The organism is Streptomyces sp. NPDC017890 (genome assembly GCF_044328675.1).
GTDB lineage: Bacteria > Actinomycetota > Actinomycetes > Streptomycetales > Streptomycetaceae > Streptomyces.
This window is the reverse complement of the sequence record NZ_JBIRHU010000073.1, coordinates 1-4390: the sequence shown is the minus strand read 5'-3', so window position 1 is coordinate 4390 and position 4390 is coordinate 1. Positions and strand designations below refer to the sequence as shown.

Annotated in this window: 1 protein-coding gene; it reads right to left on the bottom strand. The window is 75.6% G+C overall.

The window, feature by feature from the left end; genetic code table 11:
• On the bottom strand, positions 1-4390 hold a 4390-nt coding region (locus tag ACH4F2_RS35100; protein WP_398136735.1), incomplete at both ends, for a condensation domain-containing protein.

Here is a 4390-nt window from a genome sequence, read left to right as displayed (position 1 = left end):
GCCGGCGATGTACAGCTCCCCGGGCGCGCCGGGCGGCACCGGGCGCAGCCGGCCGTCGAGCACGTACGCCCGCATGCCGTCGCGGGCGCGGCCGACCGGAACGCTGCCCGGGACCCGGGCCGCGTCGCGCAGGCTGTGCTGGGTGGCGAACAGGGTGATCTCGGTAGGGCCGTAGATGTCGGTGACGACCGTGTCCGGGCACGCGTGCAGGACACGCCGCACGGACGCCGACGAGACCACGTCCCCGCCGGTCAGCACCTCGCGGACGCCCGCCAGGCAGCCGGGGTCCTCCTCCGCCACCACGCGGAAGAGTCCGGCGGTCAGCAGCAGCGAGGTCACCCCGTGGGCGCGGAGGGTACGGGCGATGGTGGGGACGTCGAGGTCACCGGGCGGTGCGACGACGACCTCGCCGCCGCCGAGCAGGGGCATCCACAGCTCGTAGGTGGACGGGTCGAAACCGTACGGCGAGTGCAGCAGCACCCGGTGCGGGCGCGCGTCACCACCGGACGCGGCACCCGTGCTCCACCGGCGGTCGGTGGCCAGGCTCACCACTCCGCGATGGGTGATCTCCACACCCTTCGGCTCGCCGGTGGAGCCGGAGGTGAACATCACGTAGGCGGCGCTGTCCGGCAGGACGCGCGGGGCGGGGGCCTGGACGGCCGCCTCCTCCGGCCGGTCGCCGTCGCCGGCCACGACCTCGTGCGCGACGCCGGGCAGCCTGTCGGCGGCCGTAGAGCCGTCCGTGACCACGACGCGGCATCCGGCCAGTCGTGTCATCGACGCGAGCCGTGCCTCGGGCAGCCTCCCGTCGAGGGGCACGTAGACCGCTCCGGCCTTGAGCACTCCGAGCACCGCCGTCACGATGTCGGGCGAGCGTTCCATCAGCAGCGCGACCCGCTCCTCCGGGACGACTCCCAGGGACAGCAGCCGGGCCGCGAGCCGGTCCGCCCGTTCGTCCAGTTCGCGGTACGTGCGCACGCCGCCGTCCCAGCGGACGGCCACGGCCTCGGGCGTACGGGCCACCTGCGCGGCGAAGGCCTCCACGACGCTTGTCGCGGGTCTCACCGAGTCCGCGTCGACGTCGTTCCAGTCGGTGAGGATGCGGTGCCGCTCCTCGGCCGTGAGGACCTCGACCGTGCCGGACGGGCGGGCGGGGTCGTCGGCGAGCGTCCGGAGCAGGGCGAGGAACCGGCCGGTGAGCGTGTGCGCGGCCTCCTCGGTGAGCAGGCGCGGCATGTAGTGGAGCCGCAGCCACAGCCGGTCGTCGTCGCGCAGTCCGGCGGCGAGGGTCACCGGGTAGTGGGTCGCGTCGTGCACCTTCGTTCCGCCGACGGCGAGGCCGGAGGCGGGGACGGTGCCTTCGGCGACCGGGTAGTTCTCGAACACGACGAGGCTGTCGAAGAGCCGCGGCAGGCCGGACAGCCTGGTGACGCGGCTCAGTCCGACGTGCTGGTGGGCCATCAGCTTCGACTGGGCGTCCTGGACGCGCAGCAGGAGGTCGGCCAGCCCTTCGGCCGGATCGAGGACGACCCGGACCGGGAGGGTGTTGATGAACAGGCCCACCATGGACTCGATGCCGGGTATCTCCGGCGGCCGGCCGGAGACGGTCGTGCCGAAGACCACGTCGTCGCGGCCGGTCAGCCGGGACAGCAGCAGCGCCCAGGCGCCCTGCACCAGGGTGTTGACCGTCAGGCCGCGGTCGCGCGCCAGCCGGCGCAGCGCCGCCACGGCCGGCGCGGGGAGGTCCGCGCCGATCCTCGCGGGCACGCCGGGTGCGCCGGCGGTGCCCGTCGGGGCGTCCGGGACCAGCAGGGTCGGCTCCTCGACCCCGTCGAGCGCGTCCGCCCAGGCCCGCTCGGCCGCCGGCCCGTCCTGGGCGGCGAGCCAGGCGAGGTAGTCGCCGTAGGGGGTCGGCGGCGGCAGCTCCGCGCCCGCGCCTCCGGCGTACAGGGTGAAGAGTTCCTTCGCCAGGACGGGGACCGACCAGCCGTCGAACAGGATGTGATGGTTCGTCAGCACCAGGCGTTGGCGGGTGTCGTCCAGGCGGAGGAGGGTGAGGCGCATGAGCGGTGCCCGCGCCGGGTCGAGGCGCCGTCCGCGCTCCTCGGCGGCGATCCGGCCGGCCTCCGCCTCCGCGTCCGCCTCGGGCAGGGCGCGCAGGTCGACGGTCCGCCAGGGCATGTCGGGGTCGCGGACGATCACCTGGACGGGCACGCCGGCCGTGTCGGGCACGAACGCGGCCCGCAGGTTGGCGTGCCGGCGCAGCAGCGCCGTCCACGCCTCGCGCAGGCGCGCCTCGTCCAGCCGCCCGCCCAGATCGAGTTCGACCTGGGCGGTGTAGACGTCGGTCCCCTCGTGGTCGTAGTGGGCGTGGAAGAGCAGGCCCTCCTGGAGCGGGGAGAGCGGCAGGACGTCCTCCAGGCCGGGGTAGGCGGCTTCCAGGGTCTCGACCTGCTCCTGGGTGAGCGCCGGTACGAGGGGGAAGTCGGACGGTGTGTGACCACCCGTCCCGGTGCCCGTGTGCACGTCCGCGAGGGTCTCCAGCGCGCGCAGCCACCGCTCGGCCAGCTCCCGCACCTCCGCCTCGTCCAGCAGCCCGCCCGCCCACGCGAACGTCGCCGACAGCACCGGCCCTTCGGGGCCGTCCTTCGCGATGGCGTTGATCTCCAGCGCGTGCGGCAGCGGCGTCGTCAGGCCTTCGAGGCCGCCCGGCCGGTCGAGCGGGGTCCAGTCGGCCGGGGACCCCGGGGACGCCGAGGACGCCGACGACGACACGGAGGCCGTACGGCCCAGGTAGTTGAAGCCGATCTGGGGCTCGGGAAGCGCGGCCAGAATGTCCGCGGTGTCGGTGTTCAGGTGGCGCAGCAGGCCGTGGCCGAAGCCGTCGCCGGGGACCGCCCGCAGCTGTTCCTTGACCCGCTTCACCGCGTCCGCCGGGTCGTCCCCGCAGACGGTGACGTCGAGCCGTACGGGGTGGACGCGGGTGAACCAGCCGACGGTACGGGAGAGATCCGCGTGCGCGCCGACCCGGTCGCCGTCGCGGCCGTGGCCCTCCAGGTCGATCAGGACCCCGCCGGCGGCGTCGGCCCCGCGCGCCGCGCGCCACTGCCGTACGGCGAGGGCCAGCGCGCCGAGCAGCACGTCGTTGACGCCGCCGTGGAAGGCGGCGGGGACGGACGACAGCAGCGGTGCCGTGCGGGTCCGGGGCAGCGTCACCGTCAGGTGGCGGGCGGTCGCGGTGGTGTCCCGCGACCGGTCCAGCGGGCGACGGCCGAGCGCGGGCTCGTCGGCGCCCGCCCCGTCCGTCCAGTACGGCAGCTCCGCCCGCAGCGCCGGATCCTGCGCCCGTTCGGTGAGCAGGGCCGCCCAGCGCCGGAACGAGGTGCCCACCGGGTCGAGTCGCACCGGCTCACCGGCAGCCACCGCCTCCCACGCCTGCCGCAGGTCCGGCAGCAGGATGCGCCAGGACACCCCGTCCACCGCGAAATGGTGCGCCACGACCAGCAGCCGGCCGAAGTCCTCGGGCCCCGCGTCGAACCACACCGCCTGCAGCATCACGCCCGACTCCGGCGCCAGCCGCGCCACCGCCGCCCGCGCCTCGGCCACCACGTCGGCGTCGGCCGAGGGCACCCGGCGCACGCACCGGCCGGCGTCCACCGATCCGGGCCCGCCCACCTCCAGCACCCCGTCCGCGTCCGCGGGAACCCGCAGCCGCAGCGCGTCGTGGTGGTCCAGCAGCGCCTGTACCGCCGCCGTGAGCCGCTCCTCGCCCAGCCCCGCCGGGACCTGGAGCAGCACCGACTGCTGGAAGCCCTCCACGGTGCCCCGCCAGTCCCGCAGCCAGCGCATCACCGGAGTCGGCTCCACCGGGCCCGTGCCGTCGTCCTCGACGGCGTCCGCCGTTTCCCCGCCGGCGGTGCGGCAGACCCCCGCGAGCGCGGCCGGTGTCCGGTGCTCGAAGACGTCGCGCGGGGTGAGGACCAGGCCGGCCCGCCGTGCCCGGCTGACCAGCTGGATCGACATGATGCTGTCCCCGCCCAGCGCGAAGAACCCGTCGTCCGCGCCCACCCGTTCGACGCCCAGCACGTCCGCGAACAGGTCGCACAGCAGCGCCTCCCGCTCCGTGCGGGGTTCCCTGCCCCGGCCCGCCTCCTCCGGGTGCGGCACCGGCAGGGCGGCCCGGTCCAGCTTGCCGTGCCGGGTCAGGGGGAGTTCGTCCAGGACGAGCAGGGTGCCCGGGAGCGCGTACTCCGGCAGCCGCTCGGCGGCGAGGGTCCGCAGGCGCCCGGTGTCGAGGTCGCGGCCCGGTTCGGGCACGACGTAGCCGGTGAGGTGTCTGGCGCCGGAGGGTGCCTGGTGCACCAGGACCACGGCGTCGGCGACGCCGTCC